Source organism: Yimella sp. RIT 621, assembly GCF_004146205.1.
In the GTDB taxonomy this organism is placed as follows: Bacteria; Actinomycetota; Actinomycetes; order Actinomycetales; family Dermatophilaceae; genus Yimella; species Yimella lutea.
The window spans coordinates 33,934-54,296 of record NZ_SEIP01000011.1 but is presented as its reverse complement, the minus strand read 5'-3'; the positions used below and the strand labels follow the sequence as shown (position 1 = coordinate 54,296).

Annotated in this window: 18 protein-coding genes and 1 pseudogene; 8 read left to right on the top strand and 11 right to left on the bottom strand. The window is 66.0% G+C overall.

What is annotated here, in order from left to right; all coding sequences use genetic code 11:
• Positions 1–34 precede the first annotated feature (34 nt).
• The 4 genes from EU513_RS11475 to EU513_RS11460 are packed head-to-tail and all read left to right on the top strand — an operon-like array spanning position 35 to position 3,505.
• A complete protein-coding gene (locus EU513_RS11475) occupies positions 35–964 on the top strand; it encodes an ABC transporter ATP-binding protein (RefSeq protein ID WP_240796034.1) in 930 nt (309 codons plus the stop codon).
• On the top strand, positions 961–1,878 hold the full coding sequence (locus tag EU513_RS11470) for an ABC transporter permease subunit (RefSeq protein WP_129626057.1): 918 nt from the start codon (positions 961–963) through the stop codon (positions 1,876–1,878). The genes EU513_RS11475 and EU513_RS11470 overlap by 4 nt, the downstream gene beginning before the upstream one ends.
• The gene (locus EU513_RS11465) at positions 1,875–2,789 is read left to right on the top strand and encodes an ABC transporter ATP-binding protein (RefSeq protein WP_129626054.1); all 915 of its coding nucleotides are present in this window, start codon (positions 1,875–1,877) and stop codon (positions 2,787–2,789) included. The genes EU513_RS11470 and EU513_RS11465 overlap by 4 nt, the downstream gene beginning before the upstream one ends.
• Positions 2,786–3,505: an ABC transporter permease gene (locus EU513_RS11460; RefSeq protein ID WP_129626052.1), complete on the top strand. Its 720-nt coding sequence runs from the start codon at positions 2,786–2,788 to the stop codon at positions 3,503–3,505. Before EU513_RS11465 ends, EU513_RS11460 begins: the two co-directional genes overlap by 4 nt.
• A 61-nt stretch (positions 3,506–3,566) precedes the next feature.
• Here EU513_RS11460 and ppsA read toward each other — a convergent pair whose 3' ends face one another.
• The 3 genes from ppsA to EU513_RS11445 form a co-directional block, all read right to left on the bottom strand.
• Positions 3,567–5,942 carry a phosphoenolpyruvate synthase gene (gene ppsA / locus EU513_RS11455; RefSeq protein ID WP_129626050.1) on the bottom strand — a complete coding sequence of 792 codons (2,376 nt, stop codon included), beginning with the start codon at positions 5,940–5,942 and terminating at the stop codon, positions 3,567–3,569.
• A 35-nt stretch (positions 5,943–5,977) separates the two neighbouring features.
• Positions 5,978–6,811 carry a pyruvate, water dikinase regulatory protein gene (locus tag EU513_RS11450; protein WP_240796033.1) on the bottom strand — a complete coding sequence of 278 codons (834 nt, stop codon included), beginning with the start codon at positions 6,809–6,811 and terminating at the stop codon, positions 5,978–5,980.
• 190 nt (positions 6,812–7,001) lie between these two features.
• Positions 7,002–8,273 (bottom strand): aminotransferase class I/II-fold pyridoxal phosphate-dependent enzyme, encoded by a 1,272-nt coding sequence (locus EU513_RS11445; RefSeq protein ID WP_305037034.1) that lies wholly within the window; start codon positions 8,271–8,273, stop codon positions 7,002–7,004.
• Positions 8,274–8,475: 202 nt separating this feature from the next.
• Here EU513_RS11445 and EU513_RS11440 point away from each other — a divergent pair, with 202 nt between their 5' ends.
• The 3 genes and pseudogenes from EU513_RS11440 to EU513_RS11430 all read left to right on the top strand — a co-directional run.
• Positions 8,476–9,315 carry a hypothetical protein gene (locus EU513_RS11440; RefSeq protein WP_129626046.1) on the top strand — a complete coding sequence of 280 codons (840 nt, stop codon included), beginning with the start codon at positions 8,476–8,478 and terminating at the stop codon, positions 9,313–9,315.
• A 142-nt stretch (positions 9,316–9,457) separates the two neighbouring features.
• The gene (locus EU513_RS11435; RefSeq protein ID WP_129626044.1) at positions 9,458–10,348 is read left to right on the top strand and encodes an endonuclease domain-containing protein; all 891 of its coding nucleotides are present in this window, start codon (positions 9,458–9,460) and stop codon (positions 10,346–10,348) included.
• A gap of 51 nt (positions 10,349–10,399) precedes the next feature.
• Positions 10,400–10,555, top strand: a pseudogene (locus EU513_RS11430) (DUF485 domain-containing protein); the annotation flags it as partial.
• A gap of 99 nt (positions 10,556–10,654) precedes the next feature.
• On the opposite strand, the gene tuf reads toward EU513_RS11430, so the two are convergent.
• From tuf to EU513_RS11400, 6 genes are all read right to left on the bottom strand, one after another.
• On the bottom strand, positions 10,655–11,851 hold the full coding sequence (gene tuf / locus EU513_RS11425; protein ID WP_129626042.1) for an elongation factor Tu: 1,197 nt from the start codon (positions 11,849–11,851) through the stop codon (positions 10,655–10,657).
• A gap of 105 nt (positions 11,852–11,956) precedes the next feature.
• Positions 11,957–14,071 carry an elongation factor G gene (gene fusA, locus EU513_RS11420; protein ID WP_129626040.1) on the bottom strand — a complete coding sequence of 705 codons (2,115 nt, stop codon included), beginning with the start codon at positions 14,069–14,071 and terminating at the stop codon, positions 11,957–11,959.
• Positions 14,072–14,203: 132 nt separating this feature from the next.
• Positions 14,204–14,674, bottom strand: a complete 471-nt coding sequence (gene rpsG / locus EU513_RS11415) for a 30S ribosomal protein S7 (RefSeq protein ID WP_129626038.1) — start codon at positions 14,672–14,674, stop codon at positions 14,204–14,206.
• On the bottom strand, positions 14,674–15,048 hold the full coding sequence (gene rpsL, locus EU513_RS11410) for a 30S ribosomal protein S12 (RefSeq protein WP_129626036.1): 375 nt from the start codon (positions 15,046–15,048) through the stop codon (positions 14,674–14,676). Before rpsL ends, rpsG begins: the two co-directional genes overlap by 1 nt.
• A 336-nt stretch (positions 15,049–15,384) precedes the next feature.
• Positions 15,385–16,713, bottom strand: coding sequence for a hypothetical protein (locus tag EU513_RS11405; protein ID WP_129626033.1), 1,329 nt, complete (start codon positions 16,711–16,713; stop codon positions 15,385–15,387).
• Positions 16,714–16,745: 32 nt separating this feature from the next.
• A complete protein-coding gene (locus EU513_RS11400) occupies positions 16,746–18,137 on the bottom strand; it encodes a hypothetical protein (RefSeq protein WP_129626031.1) in 1,392 nt (463 codons plus the stop codon).
• 243 nt (positions 18,138–18,380) lie between these two features.
• Here EU513_RS11400 and EU513_RS11395 point away from each other — a divergent pair, with 243 nt between their 5' ends.
• Positions 18,381–18,845: a GtrA family protein gene (locus EU513_RS11395; protein WP_239702335.1), complete on the top strand. Its 465-nt coding sequence runs from the start codon at positions 18,381–18,383 to the stop codon at positions 18,843–18,845.
• Between the two features lie 47 nt (positions 18,846–18,892).
• Here EU513_RS11395 and EU513_RS11390 read toward each other — a convergent pair whose 3' ends face one another.
• Positions 18,893–19,627, bottom strand: a complete 735-nt coding sequence (locus tag EU513_RS11390) for a glycosyltransferase family 2 protein (RefSeq protein ID WP_240796032.1) — start codon at positions 19,625–19,627, stop codon at positions 18,893–18,895.
• Positions 19,628–19,653: 26 nt separating this feature from the next.
• Positions 19,654–20,328, bottom strand: a complete 675-nt coding sequence (locus tag EU513_RS11385) for a class I SAM-dependent methyltransferase (protein WP_129626029.1) — start codon at positions 20,326–20,328, stop codon at positions 19,654–19,656.
• Between the last annotated feature and the right edge of the window lie 35 nt (positions 20,329–20,363).

Genomic DNA, 20,363 nt, shown 5'->3' with positions numbered 1-20,363 from the left:
ACGAATCGTTCCGGCTGATAAGGGGGTGCCGACGGTGCAATCCGCGCAGGGGTTCGTCATCGAGACGGACCGACTGACCAAGCAGTACCCCGGCGTGCGCGCCCTCGACGACCTGAGTCTGCGGATCCCCGCCGGCGTGACCGGAGTCGTCGGCGTGAACGGTGCCGGTAAATCGACCCTCATCAAGGTGCTGCTCGGGCTGCTTCCGGCGACCAGCGGATCCGCACGCGTCCTCGGACTCGACCCCGCCACGCAGGGTGCAGAGATCCGGTCGCGCGTCGGTTACATGCCCGAACACGACTGTCTACCAGGCGATGTCAGCGCGGCCGACTTCGTGATGCACATGGCGTTGATGTCCGGGCTGCCCCGTACGGCCGCCCGCGAACGCACGTCCGAGGTGTTGCGCCACGTGGGGCTGGACGAGGAACGCCACCGCGCGATGGGCGGCTACTCCACCGGCATGAAGCAGCGGGCCAAGCTCGCGCAGGCGATCGTGCACGACCCGAGCCTGGTCTTCCTCGACGAGCCGACCAACGGACTCGACCCGCGCGCCCGCGACGACATGCTCGACCTCATCGCACGGGTGGGCAGCGACTTCGGCATCTCGGTCGCGGTGACCAGTCACCTGCTCGGTGAGCTCGAGCGCACCGCCGACCACATCGTGGTGATCGACGCCGGCTGCCTGCTGCGCGCGTCCGCCACGTCCGAGCTCACGCACACGACCGGCACGGTGTTGGTCGAGGTGCTGGGTCCGGCTGCCAGTGACCGCCGGTTCGGGCAGGCGCTCGTCGACCACGGCCTGCAGGCCTGGCCGGCCGGCGAACAGGTGCAGGTGCGCATCGATCGTCCGCAGGCACTGGACGTCGTCCGCGATGTCGCCGTCGACCTCGGGCTCGGACTCGTGCGGGTGCAGGAGATCCACCACACCCTCGAAGAGGTCTTCCAACAAGGGGCTGACGCATGAGCACGCCGAGTCGCCAGGGCGTCATTCACGACCTCGGATATCGCGGATTCCAGGGACGCCGCCTGGGCACGGGTGCGATCCTGCGCGAACTGTTCACGGTCTCGCTCGGGCATGCTTTCGGCGTCGGTCGCTCCGGCAAGTCCAAGGTGATGCCTTGGCTGATCGCCGGCCTCATGCTCATCCCGGCGGTCGTGCTGGCGGGCATCGTCGTCCAGCTCGGACGGATGTCGCTGACCGACCAGGCCGAGCTGTTCGCGCCCCTGTCCAACTACTTCGGCTTCCCGTATTGGACGCAGCTGTTGATCACGGTGTTCGTGGCGACGCAGGCGCCGGTGCTGTTCGCGCGCGACCTGCGGTATCGGACGATCGTGCTGTACTTCGCGCGTCCGGTGTCGCGGACGATGTTCGTGCTGACGCGATTGGCCGCACTGGCCACCGCGATCTTCCTGGTCGTGGCCGTGCCGATGACCATCTGGTACGGCGTCGCGATGACCTCCGAACTCGACCGCGGGGTGCACACCCGCAACTACCTCTCCGCATTGTTCGGGGCGCTCTTGCTCGCGCTGATCCTGGCCGCGATCGCCGGGTTGGTGTGCACGCTGACGACGCGCTCCGGGCTCGCCGTCGCCGCGGTGATCATCGTGCTGATGGTGACCTCGGGCATCGTCACCAGCGCGCTGAGCATCACCTACCAGAGCGAGCATCCCGCACGCGGGCAGATCCCGGCGTCATTCAATCCCTTCACCGCGGTCGCCGAACTCGTCGCCGGGCTCTTCGACCAACCGACGCCCAACCCGACCATCCCGAGGCCGACCGGAGTGGGAGTGCCTGCGGCCGCTGCGGTCTGTGTGGTGTGGGTGGTCGCACCGACCTTGCTGTTGATCCAGCGGATGCGAAAGGCGGCATCGCTGTGAGCGACCTTGTGCTGCAATCGGTTTCGCGGTGGTACGGCAACGTCGTCGCGGTCAACGACGTCTCCATGGACATCCGTCCCGGCATCACCGGACTGCTCGGCCCGAACGGTGCCGGCAAGTCGACGTTGCTGTCGATGATGGCCGGACTCCTTGCTCCGTCGGCCGGCAGCGTGACACTCGACGGACGTCCGGTGCGCGGCGACGTCGGCATGTATCGCCACATCGGACTCGTGCCGGTGCAGGAACCGATGTACGACTTCCTCACCGGCGAGCAGTTCGTGCGGCTGAACGCCGACCTGCACCGACTCCCCCAAGCAGAGGCCGCGACCAAGCACGCGGTGGGGTTGGTCGCTCTGGCCGACGCGGCCGATCGCAAGATCTCGACCTACAGCAAGGGCATGCGCCAACGCATCAAGGTGGCCGCGGCGCTGGTCCACGATCCCGCGGTGCTGCTGCTCGACGAACCGTTCAACGGCATGGATCCGATCCAGCGGCGCTCGATGATGAGTCTGCTGAATTCGTATGCGGCGCAAGGGCGCACGATCGTCTTCTCCTCGCACATCCTGGAGGAGGTCGAGCAATTGGCGCGCCAGGTGGAGGTAGTGGTCTCCGGACGGCACGCGGCGTCCGGAGACTTCGCGGCCATCCGACGGTTGATGACCGATCGTCCGAACCAGTACCGAATCCGTAGCAGCGACAACCGATTACTTGCGACCTTGCTGATGCGCGAAGACACCGTGCGCGGCGTCCGGGTCAATGGCGAGAAGTACCTCGAGGTCGAAGCCGACGACTTCGGACGCTTCGCGACGGTGGTCGCGAAACTCGCCCGTGATGCCGACGTCCGACTCTTCGAACTGATCCCGACCGACGAATCGCTGGAAAGCGTCTTCAGTTACCTGGTGGGCCGATGAACATTCCGATCCTGCGCCTGGCCGTCCGCTCGTTGTTCGGGCGGGCCCGCGCCATCCTGCTGTTCCTCATCCCGGCGTTGTTGTTGCTGCTCGCCACACTGATCCGGGTCGCCGACGGTGACACCCTGTCTCCCGGCGATGCTCCCCTGGTGCTCGTGCGGACGTTCGGCATCGGCATCGTCGTGCCCGTCGTCGCGCTCATGGCGACCACGACGTTGATCAACTCCGAGTTCGATGACGGTTCGATCATCTACCTGCTGACCAAACCGGTGTCGCGGCTGTCGATCATCGCGACGAAGGCGTTCGTGGTGTTGCTGTGCACACTGGTGTTCGCGGCGGTACCGATGATGATCGCCGCGCTGATCATGGTCGGCGTGCAGGACGACCTCTGGCTCGGCGCGCTGCTCGGCGGCGTGACCGCGTCCGTCGCGTATGCCGGGATCTTCACCACGCTCGCGACCTTGCTGAACCGCAGCGTCGTCGGATGCCTGGTGTACTGGCTGGTCTGGGAAGCGAGCCTGACCTCGCTGATCTCGCCGGCGGCCTGGCTCTCGGCTCGCGCCTGGGGCACCAGCGTCCTGCACTCCGTCGCCGAGGTGGGCCAGAAGGTGCACCCGCCGGTGTGGTTCGGGCTGATCGCCGCCGTGTTGTGCTTGATCGGCGGTGTGCTCATCGCCGGCCGCAAGCTGTCACACACCACGATCTCCGACGTCTGAGGTGCTCGATACGCCGGACTTGACCACGAGCACCCGACCACGCCGGCTCCGGCGTCGGTGATCAGGCCTTGACGTGCTTGGCCAGACGCAACCAGGTTTCGACGACGGTGTCGGGGTTCAGCGACATCGACTCGATGCCCTGGTCGAGCAGCCACTCGGCGAGGTCGGGGTGGTCGGACGGACCCTGGCCGCAGATGCCGACGTACTTGCCCTGCTCACGGCAGGCCTTGATCGCCATCGACAGCATCGCCTTGACCGCGTCGTCGCGCTCGTCGAACGAACCCGCCACCAGCGAGGAGTCACGGTCGAGGCCGAGAGTCAGCTGGGTCATGTCGTTCGAGCCGATCGAGAACCCGTCGAAGTGCTCCAGGAACTGGTCGGCGATGACCGCGTTCGAGGGCACCTCGCACATCATCACGACCTGCAGGTCGTTCTCGCCGCGCCTCAGACCATGCTGGCCCAGCAGCTCGATGACGCCCTTCGCCTCGGCGATGGTACGCACGAACGGAATCATGATCTTCACGTTCGTCAGGCCCATGTCCTCGCGGACGAACCGCAGCGCCTCGCACTCCATCGCGAAGCAATCGGCGAAGTCCTTCGACAGGTACCGCGACGCACCGCGGTAACCGATCATCGGGTTCTCCTCGTGCGGCTCGTACGCCTCACCACCGAGCAGGTTGGCGTACTCGTTCGACTTGAAGTCGGACATCCGGACGATGACCGGCTCAGGCGCGAACGCCGCCGCCAGCATCGACACACCCTCGGCCACACGCTTGACGAAGAACTCGCGCGGGCTGTCGTACGCCGCGATCTGCTCCTCGATGGCCGCCTTCAGCTCAGGGTCCTGTTGGTCGAGTTCGAGCAGCGCCTTGGGGTGGATGCCGATCTGACGGTTGATGATGAACTCCAACCGCGCCAGGCCGATGCCCTTGTTCGGCAGTCGGGAGAACTCGAACGCTTGGTCGGGCGTGCCGACGTTCATCATGACCTTGACCGGCAGCTCCGGCATCTCGTCCAGAGCAGTCGTGGTGACCTCGAAGTCGACCATGCCCTCGTAGACGAAACCGGTGTCACCCTCGGCGCACGACACCGTGACCTCGGCGCCGTCCGGAAGGTTGCGGGTCGCGTCGCCGGTGCCGACGACCGCCGGGATGCCGAGCTCACGCGCGATGATCGCGGCGTGACAGGTGCGTCCACCACGGTTGGTGACGATCGCGCTCGCCTTCTTCATGATCGGCTCCCAGTCGGGGTCGGTCATGTCGGCGACCAGCACCTCGCCGGCCTGGAACTGCGCCATGTCGTCGATCGACTTCAGGCTGCGGACGGCGCCGGCACCGATCTTCTGACCGATCGCGCGGCCCTCGATCAGCACGTCGCCGCGCGACTTCATTGTGAATCGTTCCAGTTGCGAACCGGATTCGCGCGACTTCACCGTCTCGGGACGGGCCTGGACGACGTAGATCAGGCCGTCGAGTCCGTCCTTGACCCACTCGATGTCCATCGGGCGGCCGTAGTGCTCCTCGATCTTCACCGCGTGACGGGCGAGCTCCTCGACGTCCGCGTCGGTGATGCTGAAGCGAGCCTGGTCGGCCGGGTCGACATCGACGGTCTCGATCGTGCGGCCGACCGACTTGTCGTCGGTGTAGACCATCTTGATCGCCTTGCCGCCGACGCCGCGCTTGAGGATCGCGGGCTTGCCGGCCGCAAGCGCCGGCTTGTAGACGTAGAACTCGTCGGGGTTCACGGCGCCCTGGACGACGGCCTCGCCCAGACCGTAGGACGACGTGATGAACACGGTGTCCTTGAAGCCGGACTCGGTGTCGATCGTGAACATGACACCGGACGAACCGATGTCGGAGCGCACCATCTTCTGGATGCCGGCCGACAACGCGACGACCGAGTGCTCGAAGTTGTTGTGGACTCGGTAGGCGATCGCGCGGTCGTTGTAGAGCGAGGCGAAGACCAGCTTGATCGCGTGCAGGATGTTGTCGATGCCGTGGATGTTGAGGAAGGTTTCCTGCTGCCCGGCGAAGGACGCGTCCGGAAGGTCCTCGGCCGTCGCGCTCGAACGCACCGCCCAGCTGACCTCGTCCCCGTGCTCGCCGGCGAGCTTCTCGTAGGCCTCACGGATCTCGGCCTCGAGGTCGGTCGGGAACGGCTGCTGCTCGACCGCGGTGCGGATCTCGTTGCCGACGCGGGCGAGTTCACGAACGTCGTCGACGTCGAGCGTCTTCAGCATCCCGTCGATGCGCTCGGCCAGACCCGACTCGATCAGGAAGCGGCGGTAGGCGTCCGCCGTCGTGGCGAAACCGCTCGGGACGCGCACGCCCGCCTTGGACAGGTGCTGCACCATCTCACCGAGGGAGGCGTTCTTGCCGCCGACCAACTCGACATCGTGCATGCCGAGGTTCTCGTACCACTCGATGTTGCTGCTCATTGCAGGTCCTTCCGGAAGGGCCGTGTAAACGGTCGTCAGTGAACGCGATTGAGTTTGAGGGTCTGCATGATCACGGCCGCCATCTCCTCGATCGACATCGTCGAGGAGTTGATGAACGGGATCTTGTGCGCGCGGAACATCGCTTCCGCACGACGCAGTTCGAACAGGCACTGGGCCTGGGAGGCGTACTTGCTGCCCGGACGTCGCTCGTTGCGCACCGCGGACAGGCGAGCCGCCGTCGAGATCAGCCCGAAGCACTTGTCGGCGTACGGCGCGATCGGACGCGGCAGCTTGGCTGACTCGAGGTCTTCGTCGACCAGCGGGTAGTTCGCCACGAAGACGCTGTGCTGGAGGGCTAGGTACATCGTGGTGGGCGTCTTGCCGCACCGCGACGGTGCCAACAGGATGACCTCGGCCTTCTCGATCGCCCGGAAGCTGGCGCCGTCGTCGTGCTCGATGGCGTACTCGACCGCTTTCATGCGCGAGTCGTACCGGGCCTGGTCGCGGACGGCATGTGCCGAGCCACCCTTGTGCGCGGCCTCGGCGTGCAGCACCTTCTCGACCTCGTCCAGCTGTGAGCCGAACAGGTCGATGAACGCGCACTGGGTGCGCATGAGTTCGGAGCGGATCTGCTCGTCGGCGACAGTGGAGAACACCAATGGAGTGACGGTGTCGGTCTTGGCCGCGTCCAGCATCTGCACGACCTCGCCGGCCGCTTCGACGGAGGTGATGAACGGGATCTTCTGCCGCACGAACGTGACGTTGGGGAACTGCCGAAGAATCATGTTGCCGAGGGTCTCGGCGGAGATTCCGGTACCACCGGCGAGGAAGAACGCCGGCGTCGGCTCCACGTGGCCTTGGTCACTCACAAGACACACTGTCCCACACCCTTTGTGGTATTTCCTACCGGGTCGGATCGTCAGAATGTCCCGACATTTCGGACGCGCTGCTTTCGTGGTGGTGTCGGTTTCGGGCGGTTTCGTATCGCCTGAGTAGGCGACCGTCACCGGGTCCCGAACGCGGCGCTCGCCCATGCTCGTCCAGCGTGCTGGGGGTAGCTCAGTTCTTGGAGAGGTACTCCCCCGCCGCGAGCAGGACGCAGGTGGCCACGCCGTCCATCGCGACCTCGACCTCTTCCAACGGGGGCATGGTCGGGGCCAGGCGGATGTTCTCGTCGTCGGGGTCGGTGCCGAGCGGGAAGCTGGAGCCGGCGGGGGTCAGGGCGATGCCCGCTTCTTTGGCCAGCTGCACCACGCGGGACGCGGTGCCGGGCAGCACGTCGAGGCTGACGAAGTAGCCCCCGATCGGCTTGGTCCACTCGGCGATGTCGTGCTCGGCGAGGCGTTCGGTGAGGATGCGCTCGACCGCCTCGAACTTCGGCGCGATGATCTCGGCGTGCTTGCGCATGTGCGCGCGAACCCCGTCGGCGTCCTTGAAGAACTCCGCGTGCCGAAGGTGGTTCACCTTGTCGGGGCCGATCGAACTCATACCCACGTGCTTGAGGAACCAGCCGATGTTCTCGGTGGACGCGGCCAGGAACGCGACGCCCGCGCCGGCAAAAGTGATCTTGCTGGTCGAGGCGAACAGGATCGGACGGTTCGGGTTGCCGGACGACGCGGCGAGCGACAACACGTCGACCGACTTGGTCTCGACGTCCGTGAGGTGGTGCAGCGCGTAGGCGTTGTCCCAGAAGATCTTGAAGTCAGGGGCGGCGGTCGGCATCGCCAGCAGCTTCGCGGCGACCTCCTGGCTGACGGTGTCGCCGGTCGGGTTGGCGTACGTCGGCACGACCCACATGCCCTTGATGGACGCGTCGTCCTTGACCAGCGCGGCGATCTTGTCGGCGTCCGGGCCGTCGGCGTTCATCGGGACGGTGACCATCTCGATGCCGAAGGAGTTCAGCAACGAGAAGTGGCGGTCGTAGCCGGGCACCGGGCAGATGAACTTGATCTTGTCCTCGCCGCTCCACGGGCGCTCGCTGTCGACGGCGCCGTGCAACAAGCAGTCGACCAGCACCTGCTGCATCAGCGTGAGGCTGGAATTACCCTGCGCCACAAGCTGATCCACGTTCACACCGAGCAGTTCGGCGAAGATCTCGCGGAGCTCTGTGAGCCCGTGCAATCCGCCGTAGTTACGGGTGTCGGTGCCATCGGCGGCCACGTAGCCGGTCGGCAGCTTCAGCAGTTCGTTCGACAGATCGAGCTGCTGGGCGGACGGTTTGCCCCGGGTGAGGTCCAGCTTAAGACCGCGCGACTTCAGTTCGTCGTACGCGGACTTCTGCGCCGTCATGAAGGCGGCGAGTTCTTCGGCGGACAGGTCGACAAGGGCCACAGCAGCTCCCGGATTGAAGTAACCAGACGGTCGCCCATTCTTCCAGCCTCGCCGGACCGTCCGTGCACGGGATCGCGCGGTGAGACGGCGAACGACGGTGCCGATGTCCCGGTCGGCGCGACCGTCTTGGAACCCGCTGCCGGGTGCCGCCGTCGCAACCACGGTTCACACCAATACAGCTGATCCTTGAGGGGGATTCGTCATGCGCACCACAAAGCGCGTCGCACTGTCCGCAATCGCACTGAGCACCGCACTCGGCCTGACCGCGTGCAACAGCAAAGACGCACCGACCGCCACCAGCACGGCGTCCTCGACGTCCTCGACCTCCGAGTCGCAGAACTCGTCCGACTCTTCGAGCACGACGTCGGAGTCGGCGTCGGAGACCTCGCAGGGTGGCTCCGAGCAGGGCGGCGAGGAGAAGCCGACGTCCCAGCGTGAGGACAAGAACGACAAGTCCGCACTGGACGCCAGCGTGAGCGCCATCCCGTCCGGTCCGCTGACCAAGGCCGAGATCGTCAAGCTGGGTGGCTACCGCACCGCCGGCGGCGACCGCGGCGACTTCTACTCCGTGCTGCACGTCGACTCCTCGGGCCGCGGCCTGGTCGACATCGAGTACGTACTGCTGGACGCGTCCGGCAACGAGGTCGGCACCGTGAAGGACAGCATCTCGGTCAACAAGGGCACCAACGTCATCAAGGTGACCCGCGCGAGCGGCGAGTTGCCGGCGTCGGCCAAGAAGGTGCGTTTGAAGATCACCAGGAACGCCGAGAACAGCTACGCGACCGTCACCGAGGTGGACCCGAACATGAAGGTCGCCCAGGACCCGGCGACCAAGACCGCCATCGTCTCGGGCCGGTACAAGACCGACGGCAAGGGCGGCAACACCTCGATGACCGCCATCTGCTCCGACGACCAGGGCGTTGTCCAGGCAGCCACCTCGCCGACCAAGCAGTTGCGCACGGACGGTTGGAACGATTATGAGGTGAAGTTCCTGATGGCCGTCGACAACTTCAAGCCGACCAAGTGCTACGTCGGTAGCTGATCGGCAATCCAAGTCGCGACGGTCGCGCTTTACGCCTGAGTACGGACACGTACTACGGCGTAACGCACGACCGTCGCGCTTTGGTGGTGGACGGTGTGGAGAACTCCGAAGCGACCGTCATGTCCGTGCCAAGGTCTGCCGCATGCACCAGGTGTTCACCCGCAAGGAAGCATTGGCCGCCGGGATCGAGGGGCGGCAACTGCGCGGCCGCCGGTACCGGGCGTTGTCGCGTGGTCTGTACTGCCGCGCCGACGCAGCACCGTCCGAGACACAGATCGTGGCCGCGTTGCTCCGCAAACTGCCGGCTGCGGAGTTCGCCTGTCGGCAGACCGCAGCCGTTCTGCTCGGCGCCGTCGTGCCGCGAAGCAGTGTTGTTCATCTCGGTTCCGTCGAACGACGAAGTTCGAAACGGGACGACGTGCAACTGCACTGGTATCGCAAGCCACCGACGCTGACCGAGCGAGGCGGGATCGACGTCACCACCGGAGCACAGACATTCGCCGACCTGTCCACCGAGCTGCCGTTCGTCGACCTGCTCGTCCTGGGTGACTCGCTCGTGCAGGCCGGGGCGATGACGATCGAGCAACTCGCCGAAACCAGCTTCGACCATCGCACGGGTGCGTCGTCCGCGCGGGAAGTGGCGGGCCTCGTCCGTGCCGGGGTCGAGTCGCCGTACGAAAGCAGGACGCGGCTGCTGCTCGTGAGTGCCGGACTTCCCGAGCCGCTCGTCAACCACCCGATCCGGGACGACACGGGCCACGTCCGTCGGCGCATCGACCTGGCGTACCCGGAGTTCAAGATCGCGATCGAGTACGACGGACGCCATCACATCGAGCGTGAGGGCCAGTGGCGCAGCGACATCCGGCGACGCGAGGAACTCGAGGCCGACGGATGGATCTTCATCGTCCTCACCAGTCGCGACATCCATCGCCAGCCGGCGGACGCCGTGAGTCGCGTGGCCGATGCGCTGAACCGGCGCGGTCACCCGACGTCCGTGGACCACGTCGGTTGGCGTCGGCACTTCGCGAGCTGAGCCCGCACCGACGAACGATGGTCGCGCCTTACGCCCGGGTACGGACGCGTACTGCGGCGTATCGCGGTCCAGCAGTCCCCCGAGTTCGCCGAACTTCGCAAGAAGTTCCGTGCATTCGTCTTCCCCGTCACGGCCTTCTTCCTGGCGTGGTACTTCCTGTTCGTCCTGCTGTCGATCTACGCGCCCGGATTCATGGGCACGAAGGTAACGAGCGACTGTCGCGCCTTCGTGCGCGGGCATGACGAAGCCCCTCAGCCGCGAACGGCTGAGGGGCTTCGGTTCAAGCTGTGCCCTTGCGGGCGAGGATCACTTGGTGATCTTGGTGACGCGGCCTGCACCGACGGTGCGGCCACCCTCACGGATCGCGAAGCGAAGACCCTCGTCCATGGCGATCGGAGCGATGAGCTCGACCGACATTTCGGTGTTGTCGCCCGGCATCACCATTTCGGTGCCTTCCGGCAACTTCACGACACCGGTCACGTCCGTGGTACGGAAGTAGAACTGGGGACGGTAGTTGTCGTAGAACGGCGTGTGGCGGCCACCCTCGTCCTTGGACAGGATGTAGACCGACGCCTCGAAGTTGGTGTGCGGGGTGGTCGTGCCCGGCTTGGCGATGACCTGACCGCGCTCGACGTCCTCGCGCTTGATACCGCGCAGCAGGAGGGCGGCGTTGTCGCCGGCCTGGCCGCTGTCCAGCATCTTGTTGAACATCTCGATCGAGGTGACCGTGGTCTTGACCGCAGCACCCTCACGAAGGCCGACGATCTCGACCTCCTCGTTGACGTTCAGCACACCGCGCTCGATACGACCGGTGACGACGGTTCCACGACCAGTGATCGTGAAGACGTCCTCGACGGGCATCAGGAACGGCTTGTCGGTGTCGCGCTCCGGCTCCGGGATCGCCTCGTCGACGGCGTCCATGAGCTCCAGAACGGTCTTGCCCCACTCCTCGTCGCCCTCGAGCGCCTTCAGAGCCGAGACCTTGACGACCGGCAGGTCGTCGCCCGGGAACTCGTAGGAGGACAGCAGTTCGCGGACCTCCATCTCGACGAGCTCGAGGATTTCCTCGTCGTCCACCATGTCGGCCTTGTTCAGGGCGACAACGATGTAGGGAACGCCGACCTGGCGAGCCAGCAGGACGTGCTCCTTGGTCTGCGGCATCGGGCCGTCGGTGGCGGCGACCACGAGGATCGCGCCGTCCATCTGGGCCGCACCGGTGATCATGTTCTTGACGTAGTCAGCGTGACCCGGGCAGTCGACGTGCGCGTAGTGACGCTTTTCGGTCTGGTACTCGATGTGCGCGATGGAGATCGTGATACCGCGCTGCTTCTCTTCGGGAGCCTTGTCGATCTCGTCGAACGCGAACGCCGGGTTGACGTCCGGGTACTTGTCGTGCAGCACCTTCGAGATGGCAGCCGTCAGCGTCGTCTTACCGTGGTCGATGTGACCGATGGTGCCGATGTTGACGTGCGGCTTGGTCCGCTCGAACTTGGCCTTAGCCACTGCGGGTCCTCCTAAGGACTTGATTGCTGACGCCGGGGCGGCGTCGGTGATTACTTGATTCTGGTGGAAACTAGCGGGTCAACCGATGAAGGGACAAATCCCTTATCACTCGCCCCGGACCTTCTTGATGATCTCTTCCGCGACGTTCCGGGGAACCTCGGCGTAGGAGTCGAACTGCATCGTGTAGTTGGCGCGACCCTGGGTCTTGCTTCGCAGGTCACCCACATACCCGAACATCTCGGACAGCGGCACGACGGCGCGAACGACCTTCGCACCACTGACGTCCTCCATGGCCTGGATCTGGCCACGGCGGCTGTTGAGGTCGCCGATGACGTCGCCCATGTAGTCCTCGGGCGTACGCACTTCGACGGCCATCATCGGCTCGAGCAAGCAGGGGTCCGCCTTGCGGGCGGCTTCCTTGAATGCCATCGAACCGGCGATCTTGAACGCCATCTCCGAGGAGTCGACGTCGTGGTAGGCACCGTCGACCAGGGTGGCCTTGACACCCACGACCGGGTAGCCGGCGAGGATGCCGAGCTGCATCGCGTCCTGGATACCGTGGTCGACCGACGGGATGTACTCGCGCGGGACGCGGCCACCGGTGACGGCGTTGTCGAACTCGTACAGCTCACCCTCGGCGGTGTCGAGCGGCGCGATCGAGATCTGCACCTTCGCGAACTGACCCGAACCACCGGTCTGCTTCTTGTGCGTGTAGTCGAACTTCTCGACCGACCGGCGGATGGTCTCGCGGTAGGCGACCTGCGGCGCACCGACGTTGGCCTCGACCTTGAACTCCCGCTTCATGCGGTCGACCAGGATGTCGAGGTGGAGCTCGCCCATACCGCCGATGACGGTCTGGCCGGTCTCCTCGTCGAGGTGGACGGAGAAGGTCGGGTCCTCCTGCGCGAGGCGCTGGATGGCGGTGCCGAGCTTCTCCTGGTCACCCTTGGTCTTGGGCTCGATGGCCACGTGGATGACCGGCTCCGGGAACGTCATCGACTCCAGAACGATCTGCTCGCTCGGGTCGGACAGCGTGTCACCGGTGGTGGTGTCCTTCAGACCGATGGCGGCGTAGATGTGACCCGCCACGGCCTCGTCGACCGGGTTCTCCTTGTTGGCGTGCATCTGGAACAGCTTGCCGACGCGCTCCTTCTTGCCCTTGGTCGTGTTGACCACGGCGGAGCCGGCGGCGATGCGTCCGGAGTACACACGGATGAAGGTGAGCGAACCGAAGAACGGGTGCGCGGCGACCTTGAACGCCAGGGCCGAGAACGGAGCGTCCTTGGACGGCTCGCGGGTGATCTCGGTCTCCTCGTCGCCCGGCTTGTGGCCGATCATCGGCGGCACGTCGAGCGGCGACGGCAGGTAGTCGACGACGGCGTCCAGCATCGGCTGCACACCGCGGTTCTTGAAGGCCGAGCCACACAGGATCGGGTAGACCTCGGAGTTGACGGTCAGCTTACGGATGCCGGCCTTGAGCTCGTCGATGGTGAGTTCCTCGCCACCGAGGTACTTCTCCATCAGGTCGTCGTCAGCCTCGGCGACGCGCTCGACGATGCGGTTGCGGTACTCCTCCGCCTTCGCCTGCATGTCGGCCGGGATCTCCTGGACCTCGTACTTCGCGCCCATGGTGACGTCACCCTTGGCGTCGCCCGGCCACACGAGTGCACGCATGTAGAGCAGGTCGACGACACCGATGAAGTCGGACTCCGAACCGATCGGCAGCTGGAGCACGAGCGGCTCCGCGCCGAGGCGGTCGATGACCGTCTGCACGGTGAAGTAGAAGTCGGCACCCATCTTGTCCATCTTGTTGACGAAGCAGACGCGCGGGACGTCGTACTTGTCGGCCTGGCGCCAGACGGTCTCGGACTGGGGCTCGACGCCCTCCTTGCCGTCGAACACGGCAACGGCGCCGTCCAGGACGCGCAGCGAACGCTCCACCTCGACGGTGAAGTCGACGTGGCCCGGGGTGTCGATGATGTTGATCTGGGTGCCCTCCCAGAAAGAGGTCACAGCAGCGGAGGTGATCGTGATGCCACGCTCCTTCTCCTGCTCCATCCAGTCGGTGGTCGACGCACCGTCGTGGGTCTCACCGATCTTGTGGTTGACGCCGGTGTAGAACAGGATCCGCTCGGTCGTCGTGGTCTTACCGGCGTCGATGTGCGCCATGATGCCGATGTTGCGGACCTTCTTCAGGTCGGTCAGCACGTCCTGTGCCACGGTGTCTGCCTCGTTCTCTCGGTATCCCGAGTTAGGAGATGAGTTCTGGGGTGCCGGGCGGACCCGGCGGGTGGTGCATCAGGTGCACCCCTGGTGCGTGAGACGGCTAGCTGCCCCACGCACCGACGGGGATTACCAGCGGTAGTGAGCGAACGCGCGGTTCGACTCGGCCATCTTGTGCGTGTCTTCACGACGCTTGACGGCGGCACCGAGACCGTTGGACGCGTCCAGGATCTCGTTCATGAGGCGCTCGGTCATCGTCTTCTCGCGACGCTGACGGCTGTAGCCGACCAACCAACGCATGGACAGCGTGGTGGCGCGGCCCGGCTTGACCTCGACCGGAACCTGGTAGGTGGCACCACCGACGCGGCGGGACTTCACCTCGAGGCTCGGCTTGATGTTGTCGAGCGCACGCTTCAGCGTGACGACCGGGTCGGTGCCGGTCTTCTCACGGCAGCCCTCGAGCGCGCCGTAGACGATGCGCTCGGCGATGGACTTCTTGCCGTCCAGCAGGATCTTGTTGACCAGCTGGGTGACGACCGGCGAACCGTAGACCGGGTCGACGACGAGGGGGCGCTTCGGAGCAGGGCCCTTACGAGGCATTACTTCTTCTCCTTCTTCGCGCCGTAACGGGAACGAGCCTGGTTGCGGCCCTTCACGCCCTGCGTGTCGAGGGCGCCGCGGATGATCTTGTAGCGGACACCGGGAAGGTCCTTCACACGGCCGCCGCGCACGAGCACGATCGAGTGCTCCTGCAGGTTGTGGCCCACACCCGGGATGTAAGCGGTGACCTCGATGCCGGAGGTCAGCTTCACACGAGCGACCTTGCGCAGCGCCGAGTTCGGCTTCTTCGGGGTGGTGGTGTAGACGCGGGTGCAAACACCGCGTCGCTGGGGGCTGCCCTTAAGTGCCGGCGTGGTGACCTTGGTGGTCTTGTCCTGCCGACCCTTACGGACGAGCTGGTTGATAGTAGGCAACCTGTTCTCCGTACTGATTCGTAGTCTTGTCTGCTCGATCGCGCCCATGACGGACGCCGGCCGAACTCCTTGGATTGACCGCCCGCCACAACCCGAGGTCGGGAGTGTCGAAGCGGCGCTCTCCCCCGCACTTTCGCACTGCAATGATGCGAGCAGGCGACTGCCCGGCGAGAGCGTGTGGTGGGCCTGATGAACCCGGCGCGACCTGGGGCCGATACCGAAGGCAGGGCAGAGCCCACGCACGAGCGTCAAGACTACCGGGCACACCGAATGCGTCCAAATCATGCAGAAGTGGCTGCCCCGCAGCTCCGGGGCAGCCACTTCGCGGCAGAACGATCAGCGCGTCGGGCGGGCTGCCGCTCGAGCGACGACCTGCTCGGCCGCCTTCTGCTTGGCCGCGAACGCGGGCAGGTCGATGGCGAGGCCGAAGTACGCGGTGCGGTCGACGATGACGTCGGTGGCCGCGGTGGCGTTGTAGATCGCGAAGCCCGGGTCGGAGTCCTCGGTCTGCATGCCGTAGGAAAGCGTCATCCCGTTGGCCCGGTTGACGCCCTTGACCAGGTTGAGGCTGGACGTCGTCGGACGGTACGGGTCACCGCCCCACGCGGTGAGCCAGGTTGTACCGAGCGGCGCGGCACCGGTGATGGTGCCCTCGAAGCCGAGCGGGAAGATCCAGTCCAGCTGCGGTGCGGCCTGACGGATGGTTCGTCCGGCGGCCACCTTCGCTTTGGGTGCGCCGACGCCGTACCGGGTGTCGATGATCCGCGAGGGTCCGGTGGGGATGCGCACCGAGAAGGGCCCGTCGGTCGACGTGACGTACAGACCCTCGATGTCGACGAGTGCATGCATCGTGGTGTTCGAGGTGTTCTTGACGGTGAACCCGTATTCTCCGGCGCTGCCCTTGCTCAGCGCGACGACCGTCGAGTTGGGCGAGACCTCTCCCTTGACGACGTTGACAGTGGAGGTCGCGGGAGCCGCCCCCACGCCGCTCCAGGTCGCCAGCCAACCGGGCGCCGAGGACGACAAGGCGGTGACGTTCGTACGGACGGCGCGCGGCACCATCCCGTCGGTCGTGTCCCAATCGCCCAAGGACACCCGCACCGACTGTCCCGGACGCAGTGCGACCGTCTCGCGGGTGTCGACCATCCTCGTGCCGTCCATCGGGACGAAAGACGCACCGACGGCACCGGTTCCGGACGCGCTGCCGTAATAGCCGATGATGTCGACAGCCAGGTCGAGCGATCCGGTGACGTCCAGCTTGATCCGTCCGTCGGCGCCGACGTCGACGGTGGACGTCGTCGCTCCGGTCCAGTTCGCACCGAAGTTCAGGCTCGAGGTATTCGGCTTGGCGGTGCGCGACGCGTACGCCGTCACCCAGCCGGAGGTGGAGGTCTTGATCGCGGTCAGGTTGACGACGACGGCCGACACCCCGGTGGCGGGCACGCCCGAGCGACCCAGGACGGGGATCGAGACCGATGATCCGGTCACCAGCCGCGCCTTCGGCATGCCGCCGGTGCCATACCGCGAATCAGCGATGCGACCGGGGGTGGCGTTGTAGTAGGTACCGGCGTTCTCGGCGCCGGCAGCCTGTGCCGGCGCGGCCGCCAAGACGGTGCCGGTGAGCACGGCCGCGGTGCAGACGGAGACGACTGTGGAGAGCTTCATGTTGATCTCTTCTCGAGGGTTGGGTTGATTGCTCAGTTGAGGGTGTGGGGTTTGCCGGCGACCGGAGCGAGCGATGGCGCTGCACCGCTGCGAGCCGGTGACTGGGTCTTGACCTGCGCGATGGCCTCGTCGGTCAACTCGAAGCGTCCGGTGATGTCGAGGACGAGGTCGACCGAACCGCTCTGATTGAAGACCGACAGCCCTGGCGTGCACGTCGTCGCGCCGGACGGGGTCAGGCAACCGGGGATGGAGACGAAGGAGTTCGAGCGGTTGTGTGCCGCCTTCGTGTTCAGCGTGCTGGTCGTCGGCCTGGCCTCGCCGGCGCCGAAGAGGGTGAGGAAGGTCGCCCGGGTGGGGTTCGCGGCGGTGAGGACGCCCTCGAAGGAATGCGTTCGGTCGGAGTCGACCGTGCTCGGAACCGCGGCACTGACGGTCTGCTGCGCGCCGACCTTCGCCTGCGGGAAGCGCAACCCGGTGCGGGTGTCGCCGATGCGGGTCGGCCCGACCGGCACCCGCACGGTGCCGACGTTCCCCGGGTCGGTGACGAAGCTGCCGACCGCGTCCAGGATCAGGTGCGCGCTGGAGTTCGAGGTGTTCTCGAAGTGCACCGCGTATTGGCCGTAGCCGGGCCTGGCGGAGTCGGCACCGATACGGCGGACGGGGACGGTGACCAGATTGGCCGAGGTCTCCGCCTCGACGAAGTTCACCGACGAGGTCGACGGCGGCTCGCCCGCACCGCTCCACGCGGTGAACCAGCCCCTGTCGTATCCGCCGGTGGCGGTCATGTTGAACTGCATGGCGGTCAGGCGACGGCCGCCGGATTCGTTGAGCGACAACGGGATTCCGATACCCTCACCCGGCGCGAGACGGGAGCCACCGACCTCGTAGCGGCTGTCGAACCAACGCTCGGGCTCGTTGACGGTGTAGAGCGATCCCGCGGCGACGGTCGAGGACGAAGCGGCGAACCAGCCGAGCACGTCGACGGCCAACTGCACCGATGCGCCTCCGGCGGCGAGTCGAATCGTCCCGTCCGCACCGACCGGGACCGTGGCCGTCGTCGCGCCGGTCCAGCCCTTCGGGTAGGTGAGAACGGAGGTCCACGGCTTCGTCGCGCCGCCCGCGTACGCGGTCACCCAACCGCCGGACGTCGGGTCGATCGCGGTGATGTTGACGACGACCGCCTGCACCCCGGAACCCGGGACCCCGCCGCGGCCGGCCACCGCCAGCGAAGCGGACGTGTCCCGCCGCACCCCGCCCATCGGTAGCGCCCAGCCGGTGCGACTGTCGGCGATGCGCGAGGGCGTCACCGGGTGGTACTTGCCGGTGGGGTCGGACGCGGTCGCCCCGGCGTCCGGGGTGGCGGCGAGGAAGGACGTGGCAGCGATGATCGAGACGACGACGGTGGCGAGTTTCTTGGTACGCATGGGGTTCGCTTTCCCTTGAGCGGTCGTCATCCCTGACCGTGACGAACCGCTGAGCATGGCGGACGCTAGTGGCAAAGGCGGGCCGGTGTGCCACGTTTCAGCACAATCGGCAGATCACGGTTCGGGCAGCCCGTTTCATTCGAGGACCCGCCACCGCCGCTCCGGGGAGTCGACCCGCCGATCCGGACGAGGCCGGTTGCTAGGGTTGCCGCGCCTATCCGCCCCCGAAGGAAGCTCGCGACCGTGAACCAGACCCCCGCCCAGCGCTCGCTCTGGGCTCGCTTGGTGGCGCTCGCACCGCAGCTGATGAGGTTCGGGGCCATCGGCCTGCTCGGGCTCATCGTCGACGTCGGCGGCTTCAACGTACTGCGCTTCGCCGGACCGGGCGGCGAGGGCGTGATGCACGAATACGTGCTGCTGGCCAAGGTGTTGTCGTCGTTCGCCGCGACGGTCGTCGCCTGGACGGGCAACCGTTACTGGACTTTCCGTCAGACTCGCCGGGAGGAGAAGCACCACGAGTTCGCCTGGTTCTGCGGCGTCGCGCTGATCGGCATGGGCATCGCCCTCGGCTGCCTCTGGGTCTCCCACTACCTGCTGGGGTTCACCTCACCGATCGCCGACAACATCGCCGCCAACGGCGTCGGCCTGGTGCTCGCGTCCGGCTTCCGTTTCTGGGCCTACCGCAAGCACGTGTTCAACAATCGCTGACCGCCGTCGACCGACGAAGCAAGCAACGCGCGCGAGACCCGGTGCGGTCAGCGATCGACCTGCCCGGCGCGAATCTTGTTGCGCTTCAACCGCATCTTCGCCGCGAGCCCCATCATCTCGAACCCGAGGTCGAGGGTCTTCTTGAAGTCGCCGGTCACCGAGGACTCCCCCACCCGCGGCAGGTAGTTGACCGGCACCTGCACGTACTTGTGTCCACTCATCACACCGATGAGCAGCATCTCCAGACCGAACGCCGAGCCGTCCAGAGTCACGCGCTCGAGGATGTACTCCTTGTGCTTGCGCGTCATGACACGGAAGGTGCATCCGACGTCCGAGAGATAGGCGGAGTTGTAGCCGACCTCGATGCCCTTGGCCACGGCCCAGTTTCCCCAGCGCAGAAACCAGCCCATGTTCGAGCCGTCCCAGATGAAGCTCTGGACGGTGCGCGAACCGACGACGAGGTCGCATTCGGGGACGAACGCGAGCAGCTTGCGGATGTCGTCCGGGTCGAACGTGCCGTCCGGTTCACACACGGCGACGAGGTCGGTGTCGGCCTCGCGCAGTCCGCGCTGGATCGCGGCGCCGTAGCCCTGCGTGGTCTCGATGACCTCGCGAGCACCGGTGCCGGCGACCTCCTCGGAGGTGCCCTCGGCGGCGTTGTTGTTGACGACGATGACCTCGTCCACCTCGGGAATCGCCTCGAACCTGCGGATGCACTCCGCGATGCTGTCCTTCTCGTTGTAGGTCGGAAGGACGACGGAGAGCGTCTGGCCGTTGAACACGCGAAAGTCCTTGTCGAATTCGGTTGTCAGTCGTCGGGATTGGCCACGACGAGCATCTGCCCGGCGAGCGGCTTGATCGGTGACCGCAGGTACCACGGCACCAGGAAGGTGAGGTTCGCGCCGGACGACTTCATGGTCAGCGGCATGAACTTGGCGTGCATCTCCTCGATGGCGTAGCCGCGAGAGACGAGGTAGTCCGACAGTGACTGGTCGGTGAAGATCGCGACGTGGGTGTAGTCGTCAAAGTACCGGCCCGGGTTGAGCCGGAAGTTCGGCTGCATGAGCATCAGTCGACCACCGGGACGCAGCACGCGGCGGGCCTCGTCCAGCAAGCGGTTGGACTGGTCACGCTCAAGGTGTTCGACGAGGTTGGAGGCGAACACGACGTCGAAGGAGTTGTCCTCGAAGCGGCTCAGGTCGGTGCAGTCGCCGACGGCGGTCTCGACGTGCGCAGCAGCAGCACGCTCGACGACGGCGTCGATGTCCATGGCGACCACGCGGCGGGCCTTGATCTTGTTGGAGAAGTCGCACCAGCCGGCTCCGAGTTCGAGCACGTCGTGGTCGGGCTGCACCCAGGTGGCGAAGTGCTTGGCGAGGTGCACCCACACCTTCTCGCGGTTGGCGTCCTGAGCCAGGCGGGTCTCGAAGTAACCCTTCTCGTAGACGCCTTCGGGCGTCGAGGCGTCCTGCGCGTTGGTCACAGCAGAGGTCCTTGTCGGTGTGTGCTTCCGCGCCG